Raw genomic sequence first — 25,893 nt, forward strand, 5'->3', positions numbered from 1 at the left:
TGGTAGCCCGTAGGGGAATCGAACCCCTCTTTCCAGGTTGAAAACCTGGCGTCCTAACCGATAGACGAACGGGCCACGCTAGCTTGTGGGGGGCCTTTTACGGTTTCACTCTGACCCCCGCAAGCCGAAAAACGCAGGGTTGTGAAAGTTTTTTGGCGGTGGCGAATGCGGCCTTAGATCGCCTCGGCGGCATCTTCCAATCTGAGTTGTACAGTTTGCCGTCCACCCCATGTGTTCACCTCAAGTCGTCCGGCGAAATGAAAGCGTGCGCCGCCGTGATTGGTCAGCCGTTCCCCCATTGGTCCGTCAAAGGCGCCAAACGCAATGGCATCCAACCCGGCACCCACCCCGTCCGACAGCGACAGCTTCAGATGGGAGTCGCCGACCCGCTTGGCAAAGCGCACTTGTAAGTCCGGAAAGGCATACCGCGGAGCCGGAGCACTGGCGCCGAAAGGCCCTGCTTTTTCAATCTGTTCAATCAGATCGACAGTGGCCGCGCCGGGCATAAGTGTGCCTTCCAGTTTCAGGTCAGCAGGGCCGGTTTGACCTGCCCCTTGTTTTGCCAGCAATTCGCTGAGCCGTTCCATCGCCGGTTCCAGCTGATCACGCATGACGGTCAGGCCAGCAGCCATCTTGTGGCCGCCGCCCTTGACCAACAGACCTTCCGCAGCCAGCCGCTGAATCGAAGCGCCCAGATCGACGCCGCTCACGGATCGGCCCGATCCTTTGCCCTCATCCCCGTCCAGACCGATGACGATGGCCGGGCGGTTGGCGGTTTCTTTGAGGCGCGACGCGACGATGCCGACAACGCCCGGATGCCAGCCTTCCCCGGCCGCCCAGACCAAGGGCGCATCAAGGCCCCGTTCTTCGGCCTGTTCCATGGCGGCTGCCCGAACCGCATTTTCAATATCGCGCCGCTCGGTGTTCAACTCGTCCAGCCGCTGCGACAGAGCCTCTGCTTCATGGGTTGAATCGGTGCTGAGCAGCCGGGCACCCAGATCGGCCTGGCCGATCCGGCCCCCTGCGTTGACGCGCGGGCCCAGCATGAACCCCAGATGATAGCTGTTGGGCGCGGAATCCATCCGCGCCACATCCGACAGCGCCACCAACCCCGGTCTTTGTCGTTGCGCCATGACCTTCAGCCCCTGACGCACAAGCGCGCGGTTTGCACCGATCAAAGGAGCCACATCCGCCACCGTGGCCAGCGCCACAAGGTCTAGCATTGCAATCAGGTCAGGCCCTTTTGCACCCGCTTCGCGCAGTTGCCGTCCGGCCTCGACCAGCATCAGGAACACGACGGCGGCGGCACAAAAATAGCCAAGATCGCCGCTTTCGTCCTGTCTGTTCGGGTTCACCACGGCCACGCAATCGGGCAAAGTTTCGCCACCAAGGTGGTGGTCCAGGACGATGACATCGGCCCCCTTTGCGGCGGCGATGGGTTCATGGCTGAGGGTTCCGCAATCGACGCATATAATCAGATCATGCGCGGCGGCCAGTTCCTGCATCGCCGGGACGTTGGGGCCATAGCCCTCATCAATCCGGTCAGGCACATAGAGCGTCGCCTGCAGGCCCATCTGACGCAACCACGTGAGTAGCAGAGCAGCCGAACTGCCTCCGTCGACGTCATAATCGGCAAAGATCGCAATGCGCTGCTTTAGCCGGACCGCAGTCAGAAAACGGGTTGCAGCGGTTTCCATGTCTTTCATCGCGCGCGGATCGGGCAACAGCTCTTTCAGTTTGGGTTCTAGAAATCCCGGAGCTTCCATTGCCGGAACACCGCGCCGGGCCAGAACCTGACAGACGGCCCGAGGCAATCCGGCTTGTTGTACTAGCACCTCGGTCGCGCGCTCTACATCCGCCGAGGGGCCGACCCAGCGACGTGCTGACAGTGAATGTTCAACCCCAAGAAAGCTCATGTCCTGCCCCTGATGTGCCAAGGCCGGACCCTCGCGGACCCGGCCTTATCATTTCTATGGATAGCCCTGCACGATGGTCAGGCGCAAGATCTTAGCCGTCGTTATGCGACCACGTCGGCGTGCGGTAGGACATGCGCCGAACCGACCCGGTTTTCGACCGCATCAGCAGAGTGGTGGTTTCAACCCAACCCGGCTCGCGCTTGATGCGCGGCAGCAAAGAGCCGCCGGTGACGCCGGTTGCGGCAAAGATCACATCGGCGGTTACCATCTCATCGCGCGAATAGATGCGGTCCAGATCGGTGATGCCCGCTTTGGCTGCGCGGCCGCGTTCGTCATCATTGCGGAACAGCAGGCGGCCAAAGATCTGCCCGCCCATGCATTTCAGCGCTGCAGCGGCCAGAACACCTTCGGGGGCGCCGCCTTGGCCCATATACATGTCGATCCCGGTGACTTCGCTTTCGGCGCAGTGCATGACGCCAGCAACATCACCGTCGGTGATCAGGCGGATAGATGCACCGGTTTCGCGAACTTCGGCAATCATTGCCTCATGCCGAGGGCGTTCCAGGATGCAGACGGTAATGTCGGCAGGCTCGCAATCCTTGGCCTTGGCCAGTGCTTCCACACGTTCGCGCGGGCTCATGTCCAGGCTGACAACGCCTTCAGGGAAACCCGGGCCAACGGCCAGTTTGTCCATATAAACGTCCGGTGCATGCAGCATTGATCCGCGCGGGCCCATTGCTATCACAGTTAACGCGTTGGGCATGTCCTTGGCGGTCAGCGTGGTGCCTTCCAGAGGGTCCAACGCGATGTCGACGCCGGGACCATTGCCGGACCCGACCTCTTCGCCAATGTACAGCATCGGCGCTTCGTCGCGCTCGCCTTCACCGATCACGACAACACCGGCGATATCCAGCAGGTTCAGCTGTTCGCGCATGGCATTCACAGCGGCCTGGTCAGCGGCCTTTTCATCACCCCGTCCAACCAGCGAAGCCGAAGCAAGCGCAGCCTGTTCCGCAACCCGCGCCAGGCCCAGAGACAACAGGCGGTCATTGAAATCAATCTTGGCAGCACTCATTTTCACTATCCTCAGGTCAGTATCGGCGTCTTGTCCGGCATAGCCTGCGTATCGTGCAGGCCGCAAGGGTCAAACCTCTTCAATCCGCAAAGCAACCGGTGTGCCCGAAACAACATCGGTCTCGTGCAGGCCCAGCAAGGCGACATCCAGCGTGGCACGGGTGGTTTTGTGGGTAACTATCAGAACCGGCGCGGTGCTTTCCGCATGGGCGTATTGGCGCATGCGATCAATCGAGACCCCGGCATCGCCCAGGATGGCCGCAACTTTGGCCAAGGCGCCGGGTTTGTCCAGCAGACCTAGACGCAAATAATAGGGGGCAGGGCGACCAGTCAGCGCTGGCACTGCGTCCTGCAACGAACTGGCAGGGCGGCCGAAAGTCGGAATCTGAAGCCCACGTGCCAGATCGCAGACATCGCCCATCACCGCGCTGGCCGTTGGACCCTCGCCAGCTCCGGGGCCACGCAGAACAACCTGCTCGACCGCGTCGCCTTCGATCACCACCATATTGGTGCCGCCTTCAAGCTGGCCCAGGGGCGAGTCACTGGGCACCAGACACGGCTGCATCCGCTGTTCAAGCCCCCGTGCCGTGCGCTGAGCCACGCCCAACAGTTTGATCCGGTATCCCATGTCATGGGCCTGGTCGATGTCATCCAGACTGATCTGCTGAATGCCTTCGATCTCGATCCCGTCGAAATTCGGTTTGGTGCCGAATGCGATTGAGGCAAGCAGCGCCAGTTTATGCGCGGCGTCTATCCCGCCCACATCCAGATTTGGATCGGCTTCAAGGTAACCCAGCTGCGCGCATTCGTCGAACAGGGCGTTATATCCCTGCCGCTGCGATTGCATCCGGGTCAGGATATAGTTGCAGGTGCCATTCATCACCCCCATGACGCGGGTGATTTCGTTGCCCGCAAGTCCTTCGGTCAGGGATTTGATCACTGGAATGCCGCCAGCCACGGCCGCTTCGAAGCGGATCACACGGCCCGCGGCTTCGGCCATTTCGGCCAGTTCCTGACCGTGAATGGCCAACAGGGCCTTGTTGGCGGTGACGACATCCTTACCACTGGCTAGCGCCGCTTCGACCGAGGCTTTGGCAGGTCCGTTTTCCCCGCCCATCAGTTCAACAAAAACATCAATATCGTCGCGCTGTGCCAATGCGACAGGGTCAGTTTCCCAGGCATAATCCGACAGGTTCACACCGCGATCCTTGCCAGCGTCACGCGCGGAAACCGCTGTGATCTGGATGGGACGACCCGTTCGTGCCTGCAGCAGGTCGGCATGGCGGCGCACGATCCTGACGACACCCACACCAACAGTTCCCAAGCCCGCAATTCCAAGCCGCAGCGCCTGTGTCATCCTGTGGGTTCCTTTCCGCTCGAATATCCTAAACTGGGGTGTTTCCCCGTTCCCGCTGCCTTAGCGGGTTCAGCGCCGAGGCGCAATCCGCGACACCCATGCCGGGCGGCAGAAAACCTGAGGATTAATTGGTCTGAGCGTTTTGCAATGCCGTTGCCTTTTTCTTCAACGCCTTGCTGCGGTCGGTCAATTCACTTTCGACCTCTGCCGCTTCGTACAGCGGGTCAACAGGCACAGCGAAAACATCTGCCAGTGGGGTTAATTTGGGGTAGGGGGCCGATTGCACATTTGGCCCTTCGCGGTCTTTCAGCTCGGGAAAATTGGTGCATCCCAGGCAGAGCAAAACTAGGGGCAGAAGAAGAAGGGGCTTCATGATGAAACCTTATTGTGGCAACTGGCATCGGTGATGCACTTTTTGTCCGGTCGTTTCAAGCGGGCTTCTATCTGAACATCCGTTCAGATATGGTGGATACATGGCACGTACACAAGGCTCACACTCGGACATTACCGGCCCGCGTATCCGGCAGGCAGCGCTTCGGCTTTTCGCGCGCCATGGGTATGCTGCTGTTTCCATGCGGAAAATTGCGGGCGAGGTTGGGGTGCAGGCCGGGGCATTGTACAATTACACCCCGGATAAGCAGAGCCTTCTGTTCCGTTTGATGCGCGACCATATGCAGGATTTGTTGTCCGCCTATGGCGAGCAAAAGCAAACTGGCGATCCGCAGGTTGCTTTGCGTCGGTTTGTCGGATTTCACATACGGTTCCACCTGCAGCGCCCTGACGAGGTATTCATCGCCTATATGGAACTTCGGAACCTCACGCCCGAAAACTTCGCCGAAATAGAGGATCTGCGCCGCAAGTATGAAGACGGGCTTGAAGCCATTTTGCGCGAAGGTCAGCGGGCGGGTATCTTTGCGGTCGCGGATACGAAGATTGCGACATTGGCGGTCATCGCCATGCTGAACGGCGTCATGACGTGGTATCGCGCCGGTGGGCGGCTTTCGCTGGACGAGGTTGAAGCCGTCTATTGGGACATGGTCCGAAAGGCGATGACTGCTTAAAGGGCAGTCAATGTGCCGGCCGAATAAACGTCCCGTTGCGCAATTCGCGAAAAGCCTGTTCAAGCTCGGTCCGGGTGTTCATGACGATGGGGCCGTGCCACGCGACCGGCTCATTGATCGGTGCGCCGGAAATCAGCAGGAACCGGACACCCTCCGGACCTGCCTGAACGGTCACTTCGTCACCACTCCCAAACCGAACCAGTGTTCGGTCTCCCGACATGTCACGAATGTTCACCTCTTGGCCGCCAACTTCTTTTTCCAAAAGGACCCCCGCAGGCCGCGAGGCATCAGCAAAGGCGCCCGCGCCTTCGAATACATATGCAAATGCGCGACGGTAGGTGTCTATGGGGAAGGTCTTCTTCACACCTGCCGGAATTTGGATGTCCAGATACTGAGGGTCGGCGGCGATGCCGTCGACTGGGCCTGTCTTGCCCCAAAACGTCCCCACGATCACACGGACAACGGTTCCGTCATCGTCCATGATTTCAGGGATCTCTTTGCGCGGAACGTCCTGATATCGCGGTGTTGTCATCTTTTGGGCCGCGGGTAGATTGCCCCACAGCTGAAACCCGTGCATTTGGCCGGTTTGGCTTCCCTTGGGCATTTCCTGATGCAGGATTCCGGACCCTGCCGTCATCCACTGCACATCACCCGCGCCAAGTGTTCCGTTATTGCCAAGTGAATCCGAATGCTCAACCGAGCCGGACAGGACATAGGTGATTGTCTCGATCCCGCGATGCGGATGCCATGGAAATCCAGCCTGATAATCCTGCGGGCGTTCATTGCGAAAGTCGTCGAACAGCAAAAAAGGATCCAGTTCTGACGGATCCTGAAAGCCGAAAGCGCGGTGCAGTTTAACGCCTGCCCCCTCCATCGTCGGTATGGCCTTTCGGGTTTCCAAAGTCGGTCTGAGGGACATTGCAGCGCTCCTGTTGCTATGGGGAAGATGTACCGCACCGCCATGGCGGGTCAATTTGCGCTGAAACACGCAACCTGTGCGAAATTCAGCAGGTGCGTTCGCCTCTGTTGTTTGGCTGGGAAAGTGGCTAAACCCAACTGCAAAGTGGGAGAGCAGCAAATGCAACAAGAAGTTCTGGCCGTGGTCAAAGCCTCATCACCCAGGCGGTGGATGGGTGTCGGAATGTTGTCGACCGTGGGCTTTCTGGTTGTTTTCGTCGCGCTTGCCGCGCCGCCGGAGCCATCCTGGCAGGCATTCCTGTTTGTGGTAGGCGCGGCGTCCTTTTGGCTGGCCTATCGCATGTGGCAGGCAACCTCGGATTGGATCGAGCTGACTGAGACCGAACTCAGAACCGGGGCAGGGCAGCCGATCGCCGCAATAGAAGACATTGAAACCGTCGAAAGAGGTGCGTTTGCCTTCAAGCCGTCGAATGGCTTTCTGGTAACAACCCGGCAATCAGGTGCAAATAGATGGGCGCCGGGGCTGTGGTGGCGCTTGGGACGCCGCGTTGGCATAGGCGGCATGACATCCGCCGCCGAAACCAAATTCATGTCCGAGATTTTGTCTGTGATGGTGGCAGAACGCGGCTAGGTCAGACCTTCAGCGCCACCTCGTTATTCGAAGGCGGGGTGGAAGGCACTAAGATGCCAACCCACCCTGTCCTAGTTCGTTGCGCTTTCCGCACTCGCACCGGAATCCCCTGTGCCAGGGTCCTCGATTTCACCGATCTCGCCAGACCCGTCGGGATTTTCCTCAATTTCAACAACGCCCGACACATTTGCCGCAACCTCATTGGTAAAGCGTGGGCGTGTAAAGACGAAATTTTCAAAGACGTGGTCGCCTTTGAGGAAATCTACCCCATAGATCGAGTCAAAGACCGGAATGTAAGCATTCGCCGTTTCAACAATGATCAGTGTGTCCTGGTTGGGCATAGGCGGCAGGTTATCACGCATGCGGTCAATATTGTCGTCGGTCCAGATGCTGTCGTACCCGCGCGCGGTTGACCATCTGACGTAATGACGATCATCTTCTTCGTCGAACACAACCAGCGACACGCGCAGATTCATCTGTGATCGGTTGTTGACCATCGCCACCAGCAGCGAATGCAATGAGGTGATATATGTGTCCGTGATCGTGCCGGTCTCGCGAGAGATCAAATCGCCAACCGTATATGCCGCTTTAAGGTTAGATGCGCTTTGGCGGAAGCCGTCGAAATACGTGAAGGCGCCTGTGATCGTCCACACCAGCATCGGAAAGACAAGCAAAGCCTCAACCGTGAGTACCCCACTCTCGTCTTTCGTCTTGGATTTCAGAAGATTCCGGAGCTTTGAAATGAAAAACATAGGCTTACAGAGGCTCCTGTACGAAGGCAGTCGTCGCGGTAAGTTCGATCTGGCCTGATTCATCCGACAAAATACGCCCCATCGCCGATGTAGGGAAAATCGGATCGACCTTTGCGCAGGCCCGAAGGATCATCAACTCGTTCGATAGGCCATTTTCGAAAGCGCGAACTGGGTTCACTTCTTCAGAATTGTCAGTGCAATCCGGGACAGGCGGTAGGTTCAACCCGACAAACGCGCTTTGTTGCAGCATCTCCAGCTGCAAGTTGGTGGTACAGCGTTTGATCACTACAACGCGATCACAGATCGTGCTTTTTATCTGATCATGCGTTGGGTTGGTGCCCGTGCCGAGGCGAATGTCGCGAACTGTCTGGTCCACAGCCCGCTCTAACATCGCCTGCTGCAAGGTGACCACCGAATATTCCATCGCACTCAGGATGAAGAACATGAATGCCGGGAAGATGATCACAAACTCGACGGTGACCGCCCCATCTTCCCTGCGTCTCAGGCTTCGCAGCTTTGAAACAAGGGCTCCGATCATTGGGTCAACCGCAGTTTTCTGATCGACGACGCGATAGAAGCAAATGCGTCTTCCAGGTCCAGACCGTTCACATTGTATACATGGCTGTCCGAGCTGGCACAGTCCTTGATGGTTTTGTACCCGGCTCTGGGTGCTTCGAAGGCGATGCCATAGACAATGACGCCCTCATCTTTGGCTGCGTCACAGATATGCTTGGTGCGCTGGTTCTTGGCCGAAGTTTCAACTTTGGCATACGCTTTCGAGTACCATTCGGCCCATGCACTTGACTGCCAGTAATAGTTATATCTTGCATTCCAGGCCAAAGACACACGGTTGAAAAGTTCTGGATAGGTCAGGCGAACAGCCGTACCCAATTCTTCGTTGGCTGGTGTCTCTGGATCAGGATTGCCGAACGGATGGTCCGCCCATGTGTTCTGCTGTGGCCAGAAAAAGTTAGGCCGACCCTGCGAATGGTAGACTGTGTATTCGGAGGCCTCAGCATTGTACCAGACATCCGACAAGCCCTCCCGAAGGGACGGGTTCAGCATATACTGGTCCGTGTTCTGACCGTCGGTCATTACGATTACAATTTTCAAGATGTCCGAGTTATAGTCTGACGGGCGGGTCCGGAAGTGATTTGGAACGATGTTGTCGTCAGCCAGGTCGCTCACAATGCCACGAACGCTTGGGTCCAGGAAGGCCACGCCCCATTTCATGCCGACATCTATCGAGGTGTTCCCGGTTGCAGTCAACGCCTTGATCTGTTTGGTCAATGCCTCCAGATTATCGGTAACAGGCGTAATCGCACTGCCATCGCGGACCGGGCAAACCGGTGTTCTGATCGAGCCTTCGGAATAGGTGAAGGGGTCAAAATGCGCGGTGCGTTCCAGCCTGTCATCACGCTCTAGGTCCGCGTCGCTATACTGTTCAGGGATAAAGTTCACACAATGGGAGTAGTTGTGCTCTGCTGTAACGTTGGTGAATTTGCTCAGGATGGGTTCACCCGCGTTGACCTGAGTTGCGTAAGGCACGATCGAGATCGAAATGCCCGTGCGGTTAGGATCATCTGAATCCAGCATCAGCGTGACAAATTCTGTGGCCGCATCCTGCAGAAGCGCAATTTTGCTCTTCCCGCCAGAACTCGAATAGTTGTTCATTGAGCCTGAGATGTCGAGAACCAGCGAAATTTCAACTGCTCCAATGCTTTCGACGGCTGTGCTGGCCGCGTTAGCGGTCAAGCTGTTGACGCCAGAGAAATGCATAAAGTGGGTTTTGATGGTCGCCTCGGCGGTGGCTGATACTTTACGTGATCCAAAGCCTTCTTCCACCACGACAGAAGTGATTTTGCCGCCCAGCCCGGCCTTCTCGAAATAGGCATCGACAATTTCGCGTGCGGGCTTTTTCTGATCAAGGTCAGCGGCCGCAAGAACGGCTCGGTCCAATGTTGATTGCAGATTGGCGCGGTCGCGTTCGAAATTCATTAGGTCAACGCCAGCCCCAGTCGAGGCGATGATCACCAGGAAACCCAACAATACAAAGATTGTGAATGTACCGTCTTCGCTTTTTGCGAACCGGCGCGCGCTTAGCGCGGATTTAGCGCCGCTTTTGCTTTCGCGTAGAAACTTGGGCATTTTCATCTTGCAGACCTCGCTGAGCAGACATCCAAAGCTGCTAAGGAAAAGTTAACGTATGGAAATTAACTGCGAAACGTGGCGGGAATTGGGCGAAAAGGGCCCAGTTTTGGCTGGTTTGAGGGAAATTGAGGGATAATTCCGGACCGTTGCGCGGGGCTGTATTCGATGCGTGAACAATTCGGCGGATAATGTCTGGGTTTGGCGACTCAGCCAGAGTTCGAATATTTCCCCGTAACTTGAGATTTTATTTCTGCTTAAACATTGATCGTTTAGCAAAGGGGTGCGACAAAACGTCAGAACGCAAGTCGTTCGCCGGCACGGAGGTTTAAATGACGGCCACAAAAGAACCCAGCTTTCGAGAGAGTGTAGATCTTATGTTTAACAGGGCAGCGTCCCTGATGGATCTGCCTCCGGGCCTTGAAGAAAAGATAAGGGTCTGCAACGCCACCTACACTGTACGCTTCGGCGTCCGGCTGCGCGGTGACATACACACGTTCACCGGGTATAGGTCGGTACATTCCGAACATATGGAGCCGGTGAAAGGCGGCATTCGCTATGCTTTGGCGGTGAACCAGGACGAAGTCGAAGCGCTGGCGGCGCTGATGACCTATAAGTGCGCCCTGGTCGAAACGCCATTTGGCGGATCAAAGGGCGGCTTGTGTATAGACCCGCGCCAATACGAAGAGCATGAGCTTGAACAGATCACCCGCCGGTTCGCCTATGAGTTGGCCAAGCGCGACCTGATCAACCCGTCACAGAACGTGCCAGCCCCGGATATGGGGACGGGTGAGCGTGAAATGGCGTGGATGGCGGACCAATACGCCCGGATGAATACAACTGATATCAACGCGCGCGCCTGCGTGACAGGCAAGCCGCTGAATGCTGGCGGTATTGCCGGACGGGTCGAGGCCACGGGCCGCGGCATTCAATATGCGCTGCGCGAGTTTTTCCGCCATCCTGAGGACATTCAAAAGGCAGGGCTGTCGGGCAAGTTGGACGGCAAGCGCATTATTGTTCAGGGTCTGGGAAATGTGGGCTACCACGCTGCCAAGTTCCTGAGCGAGGAAGACGGCTCTCGTATCGTGGGCATCATTGAGTGGGACGGAGCGCTGTATAATCCCGACGGGATCGACGTCGAGTCGGTTCGCCAATGGATTGTCAAGCATGGCGGCGTCAGCGATTATCCCGACGCCACCCATTCCGCCGAGGGAGGGGCCGTGCTGGAAGAAGAGTGCGACATCCTGATCCCGGCGGCGCTGGAAGGTGTGATCAACCTTGATAATGCCGATCGCATCAAGGCCCCGTTGATCATCGAAGCTGCAAACGGCCCAGTGACAGCTGGTGCAGACGAAGTTCTGCGCGATAGGGGCGTCGTGATCATTCCTGATATGTACGCAAATGCTGGCGGTGTGACCGTTTCGTATTTCGAATGGGTTAAGAACCTAAGCCATATCCGGTTTGGCCGCATGCAGCGTCGCCAGGAAGAGTCGCGGCACGAGCTGATCGTCAGCGAGCTGGAACGGCTGGACCGCTATCTGGGCGATGCCTGGTCCATGTCTCCGAACTTCAAGGCGAAATACCTGAAAGGTGCGGATGAGCTTGAGCTGGTTCGTTCGGGGCTTGATGACACCATGCGGATTGCTTACCAGTCGATGCGTGAAGTCTGGCACAGTCGCGACGATGTCGAGGATCTGAGGACCGCGGCCTACATCGTGGCCATTGACCGTGTCTCGAAAAGCTACCGCGCTAAGGGACTTTGACAATACTCTCTGCGGGCGGTTGGCATCTGATCCATCGCCCGCAGGACCAAGGCGCAACAGGGCTGCGCAAGATGCAATTCGACGATGGCGCGCATCTTCGCCCGGCAGTAGACTTCAGCGACGAGAACGAATCCCGGAGACCCCCATGTTGCGTATTGCCGTTGCGGCTATTTTACTGGCCACACCTCTGGCTGCTCAGGAAACAAAAGAACAAAGCTGCCAGCATCAGGCGGATGTCGTGGCGGCGATCCAGCAGGCGCGACTTGACCGCGTGAAGGAGCGCGACGTGCCGCAAGCCGTGGCCGATACAGGTCCGACCTGGCCCGCGAACTATAATGCCGCCATCCCGCTGATCACCCCTTGGGTCTATGAGCAGAAGATGCGCGATGTGCGCAAAAAGGATCTCGGCGCCACGTGGATGGAGCTGTGCCTGCAGCAGTAATCCAAAACCTTGTGATTTCTTTGCGGACAAACGCGCGCCTTCCCCTTGGCGCGCGTTGCCGTTTCTGTCAGGTTTAACCCATGTCATTACCACCCGGTTTTCTGGATGAGTTGCGCACCCGGCTGAGCTTGTCTCAGGTCGTCGGGCGCAAAGTCATGTGGGACGCGCGCAAGTCCAATCAGGGCAAGGGCGACATGTGGGCTCCGTGCCCGTTCCATCACGAGAAGACAGCATCGTTTCACGTCGATGACCAAAAGGGATTCTATTACTGCTTTGGCTGCCATGCCAAAGGGGATGCGATCAGCTTCGTGAAAGAGACCGAGAATGTCTCGTTCATCGAAGCGGTCGAAATTCTCGCGCGTGAAGCCGGAATGCCGATGCCAGAACGTGACCCCAAGGCGCAAGAGAAACAGGATCGTCGCACGCAACTGGCCGAGGTGATGGAACAGGCGGTGCAGTTCTTTCGGTTGCAGCTGAAAACAGGGGCAGGTGGGGAGGCGCGCGATTATCTGGCGCGGCGCGGCTTGAAAGTGCAGGCGCTGGATCGGTGGGAAATCGGCTTTGCTCCCGACGGTTGGCAGGCGCTTTGGGATCACCTACGCGGCAAGAACGTGGCCGAAGATCTGATCCTTGGTGCGGGTCTGGCGAAACCCTCGAACAAAGGTAAAAAGCCCTATGACACGTTTCGGAACCGGATCATGTATCCGATCCGGGATCCGCGCGGGCGTTGCATTGCGTTCGGTGGCCGGGCGATGGACCCCAATGACAATGCGAAATATCTGAACTCGCCCGAAACTGAACTGTTCGACAAGGGGCGCAGCCTCTATAATCAAGGCCCCGCGCGGCAGGCTGCCGGCAAAGGGCAGCCATTGATCGTGGCCGAAGGATATATGGATGTGATCGCGCTTGCCGAGGCCGGTTTTGGCGCATCGGTGGCCCCATTGGGCACCGCAATCACCGAGCATCAGTTGCAACTGCTGTGGCGTATCTCGGACGAGCCGATCATTGCGCTGGATGGCGACACGGCGGGTTTGCGTGCTGCGATGCGGGCGGTCGATCTGGCCCTGCCGCTGCTTGAGGCAGGAAAGTCCCTGCGCTTTGCATTGATGCCCGAGGGCAAAGATCCCGATGACCTGCTGCGGGCCGAAGGGCCAACAGCCGTGCAGACGGTTTTGGAAGGCGCCATGCCGATGGTCCGGCTGCTGTGGCAGCGCGAAACCGAAGGCAAGGTGTTCGACAGCCCCGAACGCAAAGCAGCTTTGGACAAGGTCTTGCGCGACAAGATCAAGCTGATCCGTGACCCGTCGATCCGGTCGCATTACGGGCAAGAGATCAAAGACCTGCGCTGGCAGCTGTTTCGCCCTCAAAGGCAGCCACAAAACCGCACCTGGCAAACACGCGGGAAATGGAAGCCCCAGCCGCAACCGGCCACACCGGGCGCGCGGGCGTCATTCCTGGCATCATCCGACAATGCCGATATCCAGATGCGCGAAGCCGCCATTCTGGCCATCGCCGCATTGAACCCCCAAGTCGTGGTGCAGTTTGAACACCAACTGGAAGAAATGGAGTGCCGTGACCAAGATCACGCGGGCCTGCGCGATGCCATTCTACGGCACGCGATAGATGATCCTGAGAACCTCAAACAACATATTGCGGAAACTTTGGGACATCACGCCCTTGAAAACCTGCTGGCCCTTCGCCATGTCGCAGTGATCCCCTGCGTGAATAAACCGGGCGACGTTGAAAAGGCCGAAATGACATTGGCTGAGGAACTCGCCAAAATCAAAGCTCTCAGGGGTCTGGACGCAGAGATTGCCGAAGCCGCAGAGGAGCTGTCTGATCTGGACGATGAAGCGTTGACCTATCGCTTGGCGCAAGCCGCCGAAGAGCGCAACAGAACAAGCCGAAGCCAGAATGAAGACAGGGCCGTTTTCGACATCGCTGACAATGGTGCGCGAATCAACCGCGACGAGAAGGATGCGTTTAAGGCAATCATGTCAGGTATCAATTTCGAGCGAAAACGCCGGTAATGTGGTGTTTTCGTAAGGCACTGGAAAAGAAAAACAGGTAAACGGGTGGCCGAATCACTTCAACGCGCTAATGATTCGGTTCAATCGAATCACCCATCCCTGCAGGAGCATTGAATGGCCGCCAAGGATACAAACGAAGACAGCAAATCCGACGAGCAGGAACAGGAAATCTCGCTGGACATGAGCCAGACTCAGGTCAAGAAGATGATCGCCGAGGCTCGTGAGAAAGGCTACATCACCTACGACCAGCTCAATCAGGTCCTGCCGCCTGATCAGGTCAGCTCGGAACAGATCGAAGACGTTATGTCGATGCTGTCCGAGATGGGGATCAACATCATCGAAGATGAAGAGGCGGAAGAGGAAGAGAATAAAGGCTCGACCGACCTGATCACAACGGAAAGCAACCGTGAGGTCACGCTGGCCGGTGCCGCCGCCGAAAAGCTTGATCGTACCGATGACCCGGTGCGCATGTATCTGCGCGAAATGGGTTCGGTCGAACTGCTCAGCCGTGAGGGCGAGATTGCTATCGCCAAGCGGATCGAGGCTGGTCGCAATACGATGATCCTGGGGCTTTGTGAAAGCCCGCTGACCTTCCAGGCGATTACGATCTGGCATGATGAATTGCTGTCCGAAGACATTCTGCTGCGCGACGTCATTGATCTGGAGGCCACTTTCGGCAATCAGATGGACGACGACGGCGATGTTGAAGAGCCGGTCGTCGACACTTCGACCGTGCAGGCCGCAAGGCCCGCCAAGGAAGAAGGCCCCGAGCTGGATGCCGATGGCAACCCGATTGCGACCGATGATGACGATGACGAAGACGAGCAGGCGAACATGTCGCTCGCTGCTATGGAAGCTGCTCTGAAAGATCAGGTTCTGACGACGCTCGAGCGTATTTCGACTGATTTTGCGATGCTGAGCGAAATGCAGGACAGCCGGATTTCGGCAACCCTGAACGAAGACGGCACATTCAGCGACACGGACGAAGCGACCTATCAGAAGCTGCGCGCCGAGATTGTCGAACTGGTGAACGGCCTTCATCTGCACAACAACCGGATCGATGCTTTGATCGACCAGCTCTATGGCATCAATCGTCGGATCATGTCGCTGGACAGCTCGATGGTGAAGCTGGCGGATCAGGCCCGCATCAACCGTCGCGAATTTGTTGACGCCTATCGTGGGCGTGAACTGGACCCGAACTGGCTGGCTGAGATGGCTGAAAAGCCGGGCCGGGGCTGGCAGATGTTCATCGAACGCTCGACCTCCAAGGTCGAGGAACTGCGCAACGATATGGCTCAGGTCGGGCAATATGTTGGCCTGGACATCAGCGAATTCCGCCGCATCGTACAGCAGGTCCAGAAAGGCGAGAAAGAGGCGCGCCAGGCCAAGAAAGAAATGGTCGAAGCCAACCTGCGTCTGGTGATCTCGATCGCCAAAAAATACACGAACCGTGGTCTGCAATTCCTTGATCTTATTCAGGAAGGTAACATTGGCCTGATGAAGGCCGTAGACAAGTTCGAATACCGCCGCGGGTATAAGTTCTCGACCTACGCCACCTGGTGGATCCGTCAGGCGATCACCCGGTCCATCGCGGATCAGGCACGCACGATCCGTATCCCGGTCCATATGATCGAGACGATCAACAAGTTGGTTCGGACCGGTCGTCAGATGCTGCATGAAATCGGCCGCGAGCCGACGCCGGAAGAACTGGCCGAAAAGCTGCAGATGCCGCTGGAGAAGGTCCGCAAGGTGATGAAGATCGCCAAGGAACCGATCAGCCTGGAAACGCCGATTGGCGACGAAGAAGACAGCCAGCTTGGCGATTTCATTGAGGACAAGAATGCTGTGCTGCCGCTGGACAGTGCTATTCAGGAAAACCTCAAGGAAACGACCACGCGTGTTCTGGCCTCACTTACCCCGCGGGAAGAACGGGTTCTGCGGATGCGGTTTGGCATCGGTATGAACACCGACCACACTCTGGAAGAGGTCGGCCAACAGTTCAGCGTGACGCGCGAACGTATCCGTCAGATCGAGGCGAAGGCGCTGCGAAAACTGAAACACCCCAGCAGGTCGCGAAAGTTGCGGTCGTTCCTGGATCAGTAACCCAGAAAGGCGCCTCGACCGAGGCGCCTTTTTCGTTTGAAACCACTGTTCACGGTGGCTTGTAGAAACATCAATTTGGCGAGAACTCACAAGAAGCCCGCTGCGCGTCTTCCTATATCCGCAATGTCCACTCATGGGACGGGCCGGGGCGAGGCTGCAAGGCTGACGACCCCCGGCTACCTCAAAGTTACGATCACGGGTCCAGGCGGCTGCGGAAAGCGCTGGGCGCGCGACCCGTCCACCGTTTGAAAGCGGTGGAAAAGGCGGGTTGGTCTGCGTAGCCAAGTGAGAATGCAATTTCAGATAGCTGCATACCGTTGGTGATGAAAGTTTGGGCCAGATCACAGCGCAGATCGTCTGCGATCTCTCGATAGCTTGACCCTTCATCCTTTAGCCGACGTGCAAATGTTCGCGGGCTCATGCCGAGATTGGCGGCTATGTCATCGGCTTGCGGAAAATTCCCCGGCATCGAACGTGTAATCAGACCCTCGACCTGCGCCCGCAATTTTTGCTTAGGCGAAGCCCGCTCTGCCAAGACGCGTTCCCCGTACTCAATCAGATGCTCTCGAAGCATCGGGTCATATGTGGGCACGGGAAGATCCAGAGATGAAGGCGACAGAACAATCTCTAGGTTTTCTGCTCCAAACTCTACCGAAAATCCTGCAAGCTTTTGAAATAGATTTCTTTTCTCTCCAACCTCGTGTTGAAAGCGAATTGCGATGGGGTGGAAGTCTGACTGCGTCAGGTTCCGCATTCGCGCCAGTGTCCCAAACATCAAAAACTCTGTGCGTCTGTGATACCGGGCAAAACTTGCGTCTTCCCAGTCCGCCTCGAAGGACACAAAATTCCCGGCATGGCGCAGACTGAAGGTGATTGTGGGATCTATGATGCGAGAGAAGCGGGTTGTGTTTTCAAACACCTGTCGGAGGTCACGAGAGTACTTGCTGATATAGGCCGTAATGCTAGAGGCCGAACTGACTTTTGAACCCGCATAGGCGGCAAAAGTTATGTCGCGCATAGCGTCGCAGGCATATCTGATGAACATCGCCTCAGTTTGCGCACTGTAGACTGTAGTGGGGGGAGCGATTGCCGCTCGGCTTAGACCGCTGCGTTCCAAAAGCTGGTCTGCCAACTCTGGGCCGCCCGAACGCTCATCTACCGTTCGGGTCAAGTGTTGAATTCTGGCAATATCAAGTTCCATATCCAATTCTTAATGCTTTCGCGAAAAATTTGAACCCAGTTTGCAGGAGTGCAGGCAAACCCATCTGGCAGGTTTTCACAAGTTTCTGGCACTTTTCAGCAAGGATATAGCAGCGCAAAGGCATAGTTACCCCGTGTTGTCGGGTCAGCACCTTATGGGGATGAGGGTAGAGCTCCGGTCGTCTCAGACTAGCGATCGGTGGCTCCCCGGCACGTTTCATCTGAAAACCTACGTGTCGCATTGCGGATTTTACCCTTCAATGGCACGGTCCGGTTGTGGCGAAATTGATCTGGTATCCAATGCAAGACCGGGCGATCTCAGATGTGGGAACCGAGCAGAACCTCATCGTTTTTGATGGAGAATGCGTGCTGTGTTCTCGATTTTTCAGGTTCATGCTGTGGGCCGACACAAAGAAGCGGTTCAAGTTTGTAATTGCCCAGTCCCCCATAGGACAAAGCCTTTACCGGCAACTCGGCCTGCCCACCGACGAGTTTGAAACCAATCTTGTGATCGTTGACGGTGTTGTGCATCAGCGCTTGGATGCTTTTGCTGCTGCAATGCGCAGCTTACCCGCTTTGTGGCCTGTTCTGTCGGCCTGTCGATTTCTTCCGCGGTTTTTGAAGGATCCGCTTTATCATTTCATCGCGCGCCACCGATTTGCATTCTTTGGGCGGTTCGAAACGTGCTTGGTTCCGGATTCATCCCTGAAAGCGCGGTTCTTCCCCGGAGGGTATGCGTGAGGCCGGACCCATTTCTGCAGGCCCTTCCAGCCAATTCTGAGGTGCCGGATGCGGTTCGAAAATTCCACAGTGAAACGGCAGAGTTTACAGGACTATGCAGCATCCAAAGAGGAACCGGGTGGTTGACCTCTTTGTCATTGTGGTTGGGTGGGTTTCCCCCCGCTGCAGATACTCAGACGGTCCGCATTCGAACCAAACTCACTGGCCAGGAATGGGAGTGGTTCAGGGATTTTGGCGGGCATGAGACGCTGTCTCATCTGGTCTACGACGCAGACAGGCGGTGCGTGAAAGAGAGGATCGGAGGGCTGACCATCTGGATGCGCCCACAGGTTCGAGGTCAAAAGCTGCATTTGAACATCCTGCGCCTCACTCTATTGGGGGTGCCATGCCCAAACTTTCTTTTACCGCGTTCGGCGACGGTGGAATGGCAGGATGATCAAGGCCGGTTTCGGTTCGATGTTTCGGCAGAAATGCCGATGTTGGGTCAACTGATCCGATATCGGGGCTGGCTGATGCCGGTTCACGTAAATAGGAACAATGCCTGAATTGAACGTGAGGTGGCTTTGCCATGGCCTCCTGCAATCTACTTTAATATTTATCAAGAAACATGAGAGAGTAGCATTATGAAAAAAGTGATCACATCTGCGGTTCTGGCCGCCGCCACGTTGTTTGAACCGGGGGCGGTGACAGCAGCACCAAACGGTTTTCAGACTGTTGCAGTAAACGACAAAGTGTTTGAGGTGATCCCGCGCGCGCGCAGGGATGTGGATGGCTATTGGTGCGCTGCTGCAGATTTTGCTCGTCGCAGCCTGGGGGCAGGGTGGCAGCAGAATATCTATGTTGTGCGTGGATATGGCCCAAGCGAAGCTACCGGTCGCCGCACGGCGGTCCAATTTTCGTTGACCCCTCCGGCAAATGTCGAGCAGAGCACAAGCTTTGTTTCCATTGGTTTCCAGCCGGGGCAGAGCAGGTCCGTCCAGAACGCGAATGGCCTGTGTTTCCGGCAGCCAATTTTTGACTGAAGAAGGTAAGACCCGCGTTTTGCAGACCGAGTTTATCATTTCAACGCAGGGGCCGGGGCTGTATGAGTTCACCTCGGATATACGAGACTGGCTTGCCCCAAGCGGTTACGACGGATTGTTGACCCTGTTTGTACGCCATACCTCGTGTTCTCTGGCCATTCAGGAAAATGCGGACCCCGAGGTGCGGACAGATTTGCAGGCCTTTTTCGAACGTCTGGTCCCACCGGCGGATGATCCGTCGATGGCGTATTTAAGGCACACCTATGAGGGGCCAGACGATATGCCAGCACATATCAAAGCTGCGTTGCTGCCTGTGTCCTTGGGCATTCCTGTCGCCGCAGGGGTGCCCATGCTGGGGACATGGCAGGGCGTTTATCTGTTTGAACACCGGACCCAATCACACAACCGACGCGTCGCTGCGCATTTCGCGTGACCCCTTTATTTAGCGGTAAAAATTTCCGACTACCCAAATCCTAGAGGCTGCCCTATAGTTGTGGATAAGTGGGCCACAGCGCTTACTAAAAGAGGCGGAACAAGAGACGAGGAGACGGCGGATGCGCTGCCCGTTTTGCGGAAATATCGACACTCAGGTCAAAGATTCACGCCCGGCAGAGGATCATGTCGCGATCCGCAGGCGCCGTTTCTGCCCGGCTTGCGGCGGACGGTTCACCACCTATGAACGCGTTCAGTTACGCGATCTGGTTGTGATCAAAACCAATGGAAAACGCGAGGATTTCGATCGCGACAAGCTGGAACGTTCGATCCGTATCTCGATGCAGAAACGCCCGATTGATCCGGAACGTATCGATCAGATGATCTCGGGTATTGTGCGACGGCTGGAAAGCATGGGCGATACCGACATTCCGTCCAGCAAGATCGGTGAAATTGTTATGGAAGCTCTGGCGCGGATCGACACCGTTGCCTATGTTCGGTTTGCAAGCGTGTATAAGAATTTCCAGGCGGCCGATGATTTCGAGGAGTTTGTCCACGAACTGCGCCCGCCGCAGCCTTCGACGGACGAGTGAGCGAAACAGATAAGCGATATATGGCGCTGGCCCTTGACATGGGGCGGCGCGGACAGGGGACGTGCTGGCCCAACCCATCCGTTGGCTGCGTACTCGTACAGGACGGGCGGATTGTTGGGCGTGGTTGGACGCAACCTGGCGGTCGGCCACATGCAGAAACCGAAGCGTTAAGACAGGCGGGATCGCAGGCGCGTGGCGCGACTGCTTATGTCTCGCTTGAACCCTGCGCCCATCACGGACAGACCCCGCCTTGCGCTCAGGCCTTGATTGAGGCCGGTGTGGCGCGTGTTGTTTCAGCCATCGAAGACAGTGATCCGCGTGTTGCCGGGCAGGGCTTTGCCATGCTGCGCGACGCTGGGATTGACGTGACAACCGGTGTTCTTGCGGATCAGGCGGCCCGCGACCACGCCGGTTTCTTTCTAAAGACCGAACAGGGCCGGCCATTTGTCACGCTTAAACTGGCCAGCAGTTTTGACGGGCGCATTGCGACCGAAAGCGGCCATAGTCAGTGGATTACGGGTCAGACCTCGCGGCGGGCTGTTCATGCCATGCGGGCAACGCATGATGCCGTTATGGTTGGGGCGGGTACGGCGCGTGTAGACGACCCCTCTCTGACAGTTCGGGATCTTGGGATTGAACGTCAGCCTGTGCGCGTTGTCGTTTCGCGCCATCTGGATATCCCGTTGATGGGTCAACTGGCACGCACCGCCTCGAAAATTCCGGTGTGGTTGTGCCATGGTCCGTCACCGGATGCCGAACGTGCAAAAGCGTGGGAAGGACTGGGCGCAAGGCTTATCCCCTGCGCGTTACGCGATCATCACATTGATGCCGCTGACCTGTTGCTGCAGTTGGGGCAGGAGGGTTTGACCCGCGTCTTTTGCGAGGGCGGATCGTCCCTTGCCGCGTCGCTTTTGGCGGATGAACTGGTTGATGAGTTGATCGGCTTCAGTGCCGGGCTTGCGATTGGTGCCGAAGGTTTGCCTGCCATCGGGGGGCTTGGTATGGATCGTCTGGATGAGGCCCCACGGTTTGAACTGCTGGAGACCCGCATCATCGGTCAAGACGTGATGCATCGCTGGGCGCGGGCATTGCGCTAACGGCGCCAGAGATGCGCCTGTGTTGCGAAAACGCCCTGTAGTTTCGAGAGCAGTCTAAGGCCGGGGCCAGATCGGCTCTGGTAGCCATCTGTCAGCCTTTCCAATACCACTTCCGGAGGGCAGGGCATGCCGGTGACAGGGTCCAGATACCTCGGGTAATCGATCAGTGCGGCATGGATCAATCCCAGCAGGGAGGGCCGTGCACCACGACGGGCGGGGACGGATCCCAAATCCTGCGTCAAACCCCAACCAGCATAAAAGGGTGCGCCGAGCGTTGTGACCGGCAATCCGCGCATCAGCGCCTCGAACCCTAGCAGAGAGGTCATGGTCCAGACCTCCTGAACCTCACCCAACAATGCGGCGGGATCGGTGTTCTTGACGATCAGGTCTGCTAGCCCCTCAGCTTCGGCCTCACCTTCACGCAGGCCAGCTTCGACATCGGGATGCGGTTTATAGATCAGAACGGCGGTCGGGTTCATCTCGCGGGTGGTGCGTAGAAGTTCGGTATTGGTGCGAACGGTGCTGGTTCCAAACAGGATCGAGGCATCGTCCTCGACCTGTCCGGGCACCAGAATGAGGTGACCTTTTGGCAAGTCCAGAACCGGGCCGCCGGTGTTATATTTGCTGACCGCTCCGGCGATAATCTGTGTCACCAACCGCTCGGCCCGCAATTCCTGATCCGGCCGCAGGGTCTCCCGCTTGGCGATCATCTCTTCCAACCTGCTGGGTTTGGTCGGGTCGTAATAGATCCCAAGGTCATCTAGCGACAGCGACAGAGGCGGCACAAGGCTGGCCCCCAACCCACGGGACCGAACGAAGCCATCCTCGACCCGTGTGACGTTTTCCATATCACGGCCGTGCCGCGCCCAAACCATGTGGGGACGATCTGGGTTTTCGGGAACGTCAGGCGTGAATTTTACCTTTTTCTCGCGCCCAAACATGTGCTGCAGGTGCCTGCGTTTCCAAAGCCGCATCCCGGATGCCGTCCAGCCCTTGTAATCTTGTCGCCAGGCGCGGGTCAGACCTTCAAGCGTGTCCAGCACGGATTCGAATTCGCACAGCTGATCCCGATAGGGATCGTACCACTTGGGATAAAGAACCATGGTGGCGGCGAAGAGTTGCGCGCGCGTCAGGTTTCGTTGGCGTCTTGGGAAATGGGCTTCGTCTTGGGTAAGACCCCATCCGGCGTAAAACGGTTGGCCGAAGACGCGGGGTTTGTGACCGGCCAATATGGCCTCGAACCCAAGTTGCGAGGACAGGGTGTAGACGCCCACAGCACCCTCTAACAAGGTCCAGGGGCTGATGGCGCTGTGCTGAAAGGATACGCGGTCGGTCAGATCATCGGCAGAGTAATATCCGGGCCGGTGCCCTGCGATCGTGTCGGGGTGGGTTTTGATCAGAACGGTCGCGCCGGGGTTCTCCTCTTGCGCCATAACCAGCATCTCGCGGAACCGGGCCTCATCGCCGCCGCTTGCCCTTACAGAAGCATCGTCGCGTGCTTGATCGACAACCAGGACATACCCTGGGTCCGGCGCAGGGGTCGCGGGATCATAGGCGGAATACTTACTCAGATGCAGTTCGCGCAGCCGCGCCATCCCGCCACGTGCCCGGTTCAGCAGGGCCGTATTATCCAACGGGTCGGTCGCAAGAAGTGTTTCCAGATCCGAAGGCTGTGTTGGATCAAAATGCACACCGCTGCGATCAAGCAGCAGACCCAGCGGAGCATCGCCATTGCGTCCTGAGTGCAGAGATCGCAGGAATGCATCCTCTACGCGCAAGATCGGAGTATTGTATTTGGTCGCTATACGCAGTCCACGATGTGCCGTCGGGCTATTGCCCCAGATACCCACCAGATCCGACCCCTTGGGCGTGCCGATGCCGATATCATATCCGGCCAGTGACAGAATTCTCCGCACGCGCGCGGCTGTCAGAAATCCGCCATTATAGACCAAAAGACGACTGCGTTCGGCCTTGGCATGCGTTCCTTGAGGAACGGAGGGCATCATCCGCCTGTCAGTGTCGTGACATTGGCAAGCGGGGTCAGGCCACCGGCGATCAACGAGATGGATTTGCTCCATTGCGCGTAAGGTGCTTCGGTGACGTAAATTGTGTCATCATCGCGGATGACAAAGTCACGGGCGATGAAAAGGCCATTGGGTGCTGTCAGGTTCAGCACGTAGATCATGCGCTGCTCTCCCTGCAGGTCCGGTTTTCCCATGACTGACCGGACAATGTCCTGTCGTTCCTTTCGTAGAACGAAAATGCCGGTCGGGTCCGAAGACAGGGGCTGTAAGCCACCAACCTGTGCCAGCGCTTCCAGCGCGGACAGATCCTGACTGTCGAATGCCACGCGCGACTGACCGCCCGTCGCCCCCAAGGCGACATAGGACCGGTTGTCGGCTTCGACTAGAATGCGGTCGCCACCCCGCAGGGCAACGTCAAATTCCGGGTTGCGGAACAAGTCATTGTACCAGACCGTCCCTTTTTGACTGCCTCGGATTAGTGTCACCAGGGCGATATCGGACCCTTCGATCACGCCGCCAGCCCGTGTCAGCATTCCGGCCAGTGTGCGGGTTGGTCGTTCGATCGGATAGATCCCGGGTGCGGACAGGGTGCCCGACAGCGAAACGGTTGATCCGTCCCCGGCGATACGGCGCACTTCGACCTGAGGATCAGGGGTCTGATCTTGGAGCTTTTCCGTGATCAACGTGCGAAGCTGTTCCGGCGTGTTTCCGGCTGCGCGCAGGCGCCCGGCATAGGGAACAAAGATGAAGCCCTCGCTATCGACCTGTACCTCTTCCAGGGATGTTGAGGCGCCGGTCTCTCCGGATAACAGCCCGTCATCTACGTTTTCCCAGATTGTCAGGCCCAGTACATCACCCGGACGAACCGTGTCGGCGGTCAGGTTCTGAGCGCTACGGAAGGTTTGCGAGAACCCGTATTGAGGCACTGCCGACGTGACCTGCGCCACCCGGTCGTCGACCTCAACAACATAGGCGTTTCCACCTTTCGTAGTCGAACCGGCAAGGATTTCGGATTTGTTTGGGCCGGTTTTAGGTAGTTGGCACGCGGCCAGCAGGCCAAGAGCGGCCACAAGGGTTACACCCCGTCCCCATCGGATTGGAAAGCGCTGCACTGCCGAATATCCTCGAACGTCTTGGTTTTGGTCTTTTGTTTCCAGCAGCGTACTTGTTTCCAACTGCAATCGCCAGCATCAAGAGGGGTGATTTACTCAACGATCCTCAACTGTGGCGTCCGCGCCTCTTTGTCGGTCAGCACGGATTGGTAGGGATCTTTCGCCCTTAGCATCATATCCACGGCGCGCCTAAGCAACTGTCGCCGCCCACGGCGTGAATAAAACCCGCCGGGGACCTGACTGGTATCTAGCAGAAAACGCCTATAGCTTTGATAGGCTTCGGTATCGGGGATATCTGGATTGGAAAAGAAATCAGTGATCGGTTGGTTGGAAACAAATTCGGGCTTGTCATAGACCGATTTGCCAAAGGCGCGCAGAGGAATGCCGCGCCACAATACCTGCTGACCCGCAGTTGAATTGATCGTCACGGCCGAGCTCGCTTCGTTGAGCAATGTGGCCAGTTTGCCCCCGGGTACATAATGGACCCGATCAGCGATACCCAGTGTTTTGGCCAGTTTGCGTGCCACCTGGCGCAATGGTTCCCGATGATTTTCCAGCGGGTGTTCTTTGATGACCAGATGATGGTGCGTTGGTGCGCCATTTGCAAAACCGTGCAGTACCTGCTCAAGAAACTCGGACATGCAGTCAAAGTCCGAGTGTGACTGAACCGAACTGTCATGTCCCAGTTGCAGCAATGCCAAGTGATAGGGAAACCCGCCCCGCCGGACTCGCTCCGTCGCCACTCGCCGCCGGATTCTGTGGAAGGGCATCATTGCCAGCCGTTTGAAATACAGCCTGAACTCTTTCGAAACCGGTAGGTCACGGTGGGTTCGAAAATTGCGATACTTGCCGTTCAGGAACAGAACAAACCAATGATACAGCGCGCCATAGAAAATATGCTGTCGCATATCACCCCAATGCGTCGGAGGGGGCGGCATCGGCGCATCAGTTCGCTCCAGCGCTCGCTGCATCTGGGTAACTTCCAGATTCATCAGATGCGAATTGCCATTCGTACCTGTGCGTTCGTAGGTGACCCACCAGGGCCTCAGATACCCTTCTTCGAAAACATGAACAGTGATCCCGTGGGCGCGGGCGATGCGGATGGCTTGGGCGTGGATTGGACGCGTATCGCCATACAGGACAATGTCTGTCACCTCGCGGCCGACAACCAGGTCAACAAATTTTGCCGGCCAGTTCTCGGGTTTGCCAGCATAGGGAATAAAGCTGGCCTTATCAGACCAGAAAGCCTGATCCCCGGCGTTGAAACCCACGCGCCACACTTCGGAACCCGCTGCGCGCAGGATCTTACCAAGCGCGCCAAAAAACGGCCCGTGCGGTCCTTGCAGGAAAAGAAATACGCGTTTTTGCGCAGCGCCGTTGAGTGGTAACATTTCTGCTGCTCTTGTCGTTAGATGAGGAATTATGCCTGTTTGTCGTATTTGCGGCAACCTGGGGCTTGCCCGTAGGCGCGCTTACG

Annotated in this window: 24 protein-coding genes and 1 tRNA gene; 12 read left to right on the plus strand and 13 right to left on the minus strand. The window is 57.1% G+C overall.

The features are described from left to right. The 5 genes from AC2FJV_RS08795 to AC2FJV_RS08815 all read right to left on the minus strand — a co-directional run bounded on the left by AC2FJV_RS08795 (nt 1) and on the right by AC2FJV_RS08815 (nt 4,720). Nucleotides 1-75, minus strand: a tRNA-Glu gene (locus AC2FJV_RS08795). Between the two features lie 98 nt (nt 76-173). Continuing rightward, nucleotides 174-1,916 carry a single-stranded-DNA-specific exonuclease RecJ gene (recJ, locus tag AC2FJV_RS08800; protein ID WP_496713425.1) on the minus strand — a complete coding sequence of 581 codons (1,743 nt, stop codon included), beginning with the start codon at nt 1,914-1,916 and terminating at the stop codon, nt 174-176. 91 nt (nt 1,917-2,007) lie between these two features. Next, nucleotides 2,008-2,991, minus strand: coding sequence for a class II fructose-bisphosphatase (glpX, locus tag AC2FJV_RS08805; RefSeq protein ID WP_142634684.1), 984 nt, complete (start codon nt 2,989-2,991; stop codon nt 2,008-2,010). Nucleotides 2,992-3,060: 69 nt separating this feature from the next. Then, complete coding sequence (locus tag AC2FJV_RS08810) at nt 3,061-4,347, minus strand: homoserine dehydrogenase (protein WP_142634682.1); 1,287 nt, start codon at nt 4,345-4,347, stop codon at nt 3,061-3,063. 124 nt (nt 4,348-4,471) lie between these two features. Beyond that, the gene (locus AC2FJV_RS08815) at nt 4,472-4,720 is read right to left on the minus strand and encodes a hypothetical protein (protein ID WP_142634680.1); all 249 of its coding nucleotides are present in this window, start codon (nt 4,718-4,720) and stop codon (nt 4,472-4,474) included. 100 nt (nt 4,721-4,820) lie between these two features. On the opposite strand from AC2FJV_RS08815, the gene AC2FJV_RS08820 reads away from it, so the two are divergent. Then, nucleotides 4,821-5,408, plus strand: a complete 588-nt coding sequence (locus AC2FJV_RS08820) for a TetR/AcrR family transcriptional regulator (RefSeq protein WP_281994819.1) — start codon at nt 4,821-4,823, stop codon at nt 5,406-5,408. Nucleotides 5,409-5,415: 7 nt separating this feature from the next. Here AC2FJV_RS08820 and AC2FJV_RS08825 read toward each other — a convergent pair whose 3' ends face one another. Beyond that, nucleotides 5,416-6,327: a pirin family protein gene (locus tag AC2FJV_RS08825; RefSeq protein WP_281972337.1), complete on the minus strand. Its 912-nt coding sequence runs from the start codon at nt 6,325-6,327 to the stop codon at nt 5,416-5,418. Between the two features lie 159 nt (nt 6,328-6,486). On the opposite strand from AC2FJV_RS08825, the gene AC2FJV_RS08830 reads away from it, so the two are divergent. Beyond that, nucleotides 6,487-6,957: a hypothetical protein gene (locus AC2FJV_RS08830; protein ID WP_281972336.1), complete on the plus strand. Its 471-nt coding sequence runs from the start codon at nt 6,487-6,489 to the stop codon at nt 6,955-6,957. Nucleotides 6,958-7,028: 71 nt separating this feature from the next. On the opposite strand, the gene AC2FJV_RS08835 is transcribed toward AC2FJV_RS08830, so the two are convergent. From AC2FJV_RS08835 to AC2FJV_RS08845, 3 genes are read right to left on the minus strand one after another with little or no spacing between them, the layout of a single operon-like run. Beyond that, entirely contained in the window at nt 7,029-7,709 is a 681-nt protein-coding gene (locus AC2FJV_RS08835) for a hypothetical protein (RefSeq protein ID WP_142634671.1), read from the minus strand. A gap of 4 nt (nt 7,710-7,713) precedes the next feature. Then, on the minus strand, nt 7,714-8,247 hold the full coding sequence (locus tag AC2FJV_RS08840; protein ID WP_142634669.1) for a TadE/TadG family type IV pilus assembly protein: 534 nt from the start codon (nt 8,245-8,247) through the stop codon (nt 7,714-7,716). Continuing rightward, nucleotides 8,244-9,857 (minus strand): TadE/TadG family type IV pilus assembly protein, encoded by a 1,614-nt coding sequence (locus AC2FJV_RS08845; protein ID WP_282027475.1) that lies wholly within the window; start codon nt 9,855-9,857, stop codon nt 8,244-8,246. Before AC2FJV_RS08845 ends, AC2FJV_RS08840 begins: the two co-directional genes overlap by 4 nt. Before the next feature lie 332 nt (nt 9,858-10,189). Between AC2FJV_RS08845 and AC2FJV_RS08850 the strand changes: the two genes are divergently transcribed. The 4 genes from AC2FJV_RS08850 (at nt 10,190) to rpoD (ending at nt 16,195) form a co-directional block, all read left to right on the plus strand. Next, the gene (locus AC2FJV_RS08850) at nt 10,190-11,620 is read left to right on the plus strand and encodes a Glu/Leu/Phe/Val family dehydrogenase (protein WP_271946263.1); all 1,431 of its coding nucleotides are present in this window, start codon (nt 10,190-10,192) and stop codon (nt 11,618-11,620) included. 145 nt (nt 11,621-11,765) lie between these two features. Next, on the plus strand, nt 11,766-12,062 hold the full coding sequence (locus tag AC2FJV_RS08855) for a hypothetical protein (protein WP_142634663.1): 297 nt from the start codon (nt 11,766-11,768) through the stop codon (nt 12,060-12,062). An 80-nt stretch (nt 12,063-12,142) separates the two neighbouring features. Next, on the plus strand, nt 12,143-14,092 hold the full coding sequence (gene dnaG / locus AC2FJV_RS08860) for a DNA primase (RefSeq protein WP_496713428.1): 1,950 nt from the start codon (nt 12,143-12,145) through the stop codon (nt 14,090-14,092). 114 nt (nt 14,093-14,206) lie between these two features. Beyond that, nucleotides 14,207-16,195, plus strand: a complete 1,989-nt coding sequence (gene rpoD / locus AC2FJV_RS08865) for an RNA polymerase sigma factor RpoD (protein WP_496713430.1) — start codon at nt 14,207-14,209, stop codon at nt 16,193-16,195. A gap of 193 nt (nt 16,196-16,388) precedes the next feature. On the opposite strand, the gene AC2FJV_RS08870 is transcribed toward rpoD, so the two are convergent. Then, the gene (locus tag AC2FJV_RS08870) at nt 16,389-17,366 is read right to left on the minus strand and encodes a helix-turn-helix domain-containing protein (protein ID WP_281994815.1); all 978 of its coding nucleotides are present in this window, start codon (nt 17,364-17,366) and stop codon (nt 16,389-16,391) included. A gap of 422 nt (nt 17,367-17,788) precedes the next feature. Here AC2FJV_RS08870 and AC2FJV_RS08875 point away from each other — a divergent pair, with 422 nt between their 5' ends. The 6 genes from AC2FJV_RS08875 (at nt 17,789) to ribD (ending at nt 21,280) form a co-directional block, all read left to right on the plus strand. After that, nucleotides 17,789-18,136: a thiol-disulfide oxidoreductase DCC family protein gene (locus tag AC2FJV_RS08875; protein WP_496688203.1), complete on the plus strand. Its 348-nt coding sequence runs from the start codon at nt 17,789-17,791 to the stop codon at nt 18,134-18,136. A 41-nt stretch (nt 18,137-18,177) separates the two neighbouring features. After that, a complete protein-coding gene (locus AC2FJV_RS08880; protein ID WP_496688205.1) occupies nt 18,178-18,681 on the plus strand; it encodes a DUF4166 domain-containing protein in 504 nt (167 codons plus the stop codon). 78 nt (nt 18,682-18,759) lie between these two features. Beyond that, nucleotides 18,760-19,158, plus strand: coding sequence for a hypothetical protein (locus tag AC2FJV_RS08885; RefSeq protein ID WP_142634653.1), 399 nt, complete (start codon nt 18,760-18,762; stop codon nt 19,156-19,158). Nucleotides 19,159-19,177: 19 nt separating this feature from the next. Further along, nucleotides 19,178-19,591, plus strand: coding sequence for a secondary thiamine-phosphate synthase enzyme YjbQ (locus tag AC2FJV_RS08890; RefSeq protein WP_496688207.1), 414 nt, complete (start codon nt 19,178-19,180; stop codon nt 19,589-19,591). 121 nt (nt 19,592-19,712) lie between these two features. Then, complete coding sequence (nrdR, locus tag AC2FJV_RS08895; RefSeq protein ID WP_142634651.1) at nt 19,713-20,183, plus strand: transcriptional regulator NrdR; 471 nt, start codon at nt 19,713-19,715, stop codon at nt 20,181-20,183. Continuing rightward, on the plus strand, nt 20,180-21,280 hold the full coding sequence (gene ribD / locus AC2FJV_RS08900; RefSeq protein WP_496713432.1) for a bifunctional diaminohydroxyphosphoribosylaminopyrimidine deaminase/5-amino-6-(5-phosphoribosylamino)uracil reductase RibD: 1,101 nt from the start codon (nt 20,180-20,182) through the stop codon (nt 21,278-21,280). Before nrdR ends, ribD begins: the two co-directional genes overlap by 4 nt. On the opposite strand, the gene AC2FJV_RS08905 is transcribed toward ribD, so the two are convergent. From AC2FJV_RS08905 to AC2FJV_RS08915, 3 genes are all read right to left on the minus strand, one after another. Beyond that, on the minus strand, nt 21,277-23,283 hold the full coding sequence (locus AC2FJV_RS08905; RefSeq protein ID WP_496713434.1) for a capsule polysaccharide biogenesis protein: 2,007 nt from the start codon (nt 23,281-23,283) through the stop codon (nt 21,277-21,279). The genes ribD and AC2FJV_RS08905 overlap by 4 nt on opposite strands. Beyond that, the gene (locus AC2FJV_RS08910) at nt 23,283-24,416 is read right to left on the minus strand and encodes a polysaccharide biosynthesis/export family protein (RefSeq protein WP_496713435.1); all 1,134 of its coding nucleotides are present in this window, start codon (nt 24,414-24,416) and stop codon (nt 23,283-23,285) included. Before AC2FJV_RS08910 ends, AC2FJV_RS08905 begins: the two co-directional genes overlap by 1 nt. 92 nt (nt 24,417-24,508) lie before the next feature. Further along, nucleotides 24,509-25,807 carry a capsule polysaccharide biogenesis protein gene (locus AC2FJV_RS08915; protein WP_496693324.1) on the minus strand — a complete coding sequence of 433 codons (1,299 nt, stop codon included), beginning with the start codon at nt 25,805-25,807 and terminating at the stop codon, nt 24,509-24,511. Nucleotides 25,808-25,893 lie beyond the last annotated feature (86 nt).

This window comes from Ruegeria sp. CDSA241 (assembly GCF_059611265.1).